Annotated in this window: 3 protein-coding genes; 1 reads left to right on the top strand and 2 read right to left on the bottom strand. The window is 52.9% G+C overall.

Features of this window, described 5'->3' with window-relative positions:
• Positions 1-97 precede the first annotated feature (97 nt).
• Positions 98-466, bottom strand: a complete 369-nt coding sequence (locus tag BLS51_RS29100) for a hypothetical protein (protein ID WP_090183434.1) — start codon at positions 464-466, stop codon at positions 98-100.
• Between the two features lie 106 nt (positions 467-572).
• On the bottom strand, positions 573-1,592 hold the full coding sequence (locus tag BLS51_RS29095) for an NADP-dependent oxidoreductase (RefSeq protein WP_090183437.1): 1,020 nt from the start codon (positions 1,590-1,592) through the stop codon (positions 573-575).
• 99 nt (positions 1,593-1,691) lie between these two features.
• Here BLS51_RS29095 and BLS51_RS29090 point away from each other — a divergent pair, with 99 nt between their 5' ends.
• Positions 1,692-2,240 (top strand): TetR/AcrR family transcriptional regulator, encoded by a 549-nt coding sequence (locus tag BLS51_RS29090; protein ID WP_090285876.1) that lies wholly within the window; start codon positions 1,692-1,694, stop codon positions 2,238-2,240.
• The last annotated feature ends 279 nt before the right edge of the window (positions 2,241-2,519 follow it).

Raw genomic sequence — 2,519 nt, 5'->3', positions numbered from 1 at the left:
CGCCCCATTGCGGACATTTAGATGGTGACCGCGCTTCATACGAAAGCGTGACTCTCGGCATGGCTCCCACTCGCAAGAAACGTAGTACATCTCATCCTTATCCAACAGTGAAGCTTTCAGCGCTTACGGCAGTGGTCACCTCTTCAATGCGCACGAAGCGTCCGTATGAGTCGCGCCGCCCGAACAAATATACCTCTTGGTTAATAACTTGCCCATCGCGCATGAGTAAGGTGATTAGATGGCGCTCAGCATACTGCTCACCAATATCCAGCTCGTCTAAAACCGTCACCGTTACCTTGTCGAGCAATTCCCGAAGTCGAACAATTCCATCGAAAAAAGCCACTCGGTCAATCCAATCTCCATTTACGCGCTGGCGAAATTCAGGGGCGAAGTGCGCATCAATGGAGGCTTGCACAGGTAGCTCTGGGTTGAGTAAGTCGACGACTGCTTCCTTTATTGTTGACATACCGTTTTTCCTCGTTAGATTTTGCGTTGTATATTCACGTTTGTTCTAAGCCCAGAACGACGGGCGAGGCCTAAAGACAGTATCTACTGATTGGATAAGGGTGTGTTTATCTAACAGTGAGTACGATTTTCCCTTGAGTGCCGCCACGCGTTGCGCGTTCGTGGGCACTTTTGGCATCTTCAAGTGCGAACGTGCTATCGACGCCCACGCGAACAGTTCCTGCGGCAAGCAGGTCCGCAAGCTTCGCCAGTTGAGTGCCACTCGAACGAACCTGCACCGAGGAAACCGTTACCCCGAGCTTTTCGGCCTCATCTTTGCCGTCGAAACCTAGTGGGAAAACAGGGAACAGCGCACCACCTCGCTTGAGGGTCTGCAAAAAGCGCCCCGTCGTTGGTCCGCCGACCGCATCGATGACCAGGTCTAGGTCACGTAGCTGCTCCTCAGCTTTGGTAGTGGTGTAGTCAATGAATTCGTCTGCCCCGAGACTGCGTACGAACGCTTCTTGTGCTCCCGAAGCCACCGCGATAACGCGGGCGCCTTTCCATTTTGCAAGCTGCACCGCAAAATGTCCAACGCCGCCAGCGGCGCCGTTTACAAGCACAGTTTTACCGCTGAGTGGCACAGGCTCATGTTTGTGCGGCTGAAGTGGGTTTGGCACTTCGTGACCCAAGTCAATCATGAACTGCCAAGCCGTTAGCAAAGACATCGGCGCCGCTGCTGCGTGTACGTGGTCAATCCCTGCTGGCTTCAGAGCCAATTCCTCCACTGGTACATTTACGTATTCGGCGTAAGCTTGGCTACCACCGGCCAGCCCGCTCGGGAACCGAACCATCGTGTACACCTCATCGCCTGGTGAGAAGGCCGTTACATCTTCCGACACAGCTTCTACGACACCGGAAATGTCAGTACCGAGAATGATGGGGAAGGTCACCTTTGGTTGCCATTCTGGGGGCAGCATCTTGTAGCCGTCACGCAAATACCAGTCAGGCGGGTTGAGGCCAACAGCACGTACCCGTACAAGAACTTCGCCGGACGCCAGCTCGGGGATTGGTGCATCCTCATAGCACAGTACTTCTGGGCCACCGAAAGTATGTTGTTGGATGGCTTTCATAGTTTTGGTCAACATTGCATTTTCCTTTCCGAACCAATAAAATATCAAAAATCGGAGCACCGCTCCGAATAAATTCATTATGCGGAGCGGTGCTCCGATTGTCAAGGATGGCGTATGCGCTCGGATGCAAAGAAAAATTACGACCGTCTTTTAGAGGTCGCGCAGACAGCAGTCACCGAACACGGTGCCGATTTTTCATTGCGCGATGTTGCCCGTCGGGCCGAAGTCGGGCTTGGTACGTTGTATCGACATTTCCCGACGAAGGAAGCATTGCTGGAGGTTCTTCTTCGAACGAGCTTTGAGGCCCTGGCGAAGCGAGCGGACGTACTAGTCTCTTCAAAATCGTCGGAGGAGGCCTTGGTCGTGTGGTTAGAGGAAACTATTGCGTTCACCTACAGTCACCGAGGTGTACTTGGTCTAATGATGAATGCTATCGAGGACCCCGAGTCCGCACTCCACACCTCGTGTGTGACACTGCGTAGTTCAGGGACTTCGCTCCTAGTACGCGCGCAATCTGAAGGAAAAGCGCGAAAGGATGTTGATGGTGCCGACCTCTTCGCGTTGATAGCTGCGCTAGCCTGGATTCGAGAACAGCCTAGTGCAGCGGCGCGCTCAGAGCATCTGTTCAAAGTCATAACCGGAGCTTTGTTGACGATAAGTTAATGTCTTAATCAAGTTGCTCGCGTGAGAAGCATAAGTGCTTGGGAGCAAGCGCCGGTGGAAACTTGCTCTTGTTATGATACTGAACGATGTCGAGTTCCACAGCCAGGCTCTCATTCTCCTTGGCAATCTGCACGTCATCACGTTTAATGCTCGACCGTCTCCAAGAATCGAATTTGTAAGGTACTGCGCATACGGTGTCTTGCGTGAATCACCTGTCGGTGTGCCTGAATACGCCTGATTAGAGTATGTTCGCCATGGGGTTGGCTGTAACTGCTCCCT

Origin of the sequence: Duganella sp. OV510, from assembly GCF_900100205.1 — a bacterium.
In the GTDB taxonomy this organism is placed as follows: Bacteria; Pseudomonadota; Gammaproteobacteria; order Burkholderiales; family Burkholderiaceae_D; genus Rugamonas.
The sequence above is the reverse complement of the archived record's forward strand: the minus strand, read 5'-3'. Positions and strand labels throughout refer to the sequence as shown.

What these genes read in the sequence shown, in the direction of transcription:
- BLS51_RS29100 (WP_090183434.1), bottom strand. Translation starts at nt 466, where the DNA reads ATGTCAACAATAAAGGAAGCAGTCGTCGACTTACTCAACCCAGAGCTA.
- BLS51_RS29090 (WP_090285876.1), top strand. Translation starts at nt 1,692, where the DNA reads ATGCGCTCGGATGCAAAGAAAAATTACGACCGTCTTTTAGAGGTCGCG.
- BLS51_RS29095 (WP_090183437.1), bottom strand. Translation starts at nt 1,592, where the DNA reads ATGTTGACCAAAACTATGAAAGCCATCCAACAACATACTTTCGGTGGC.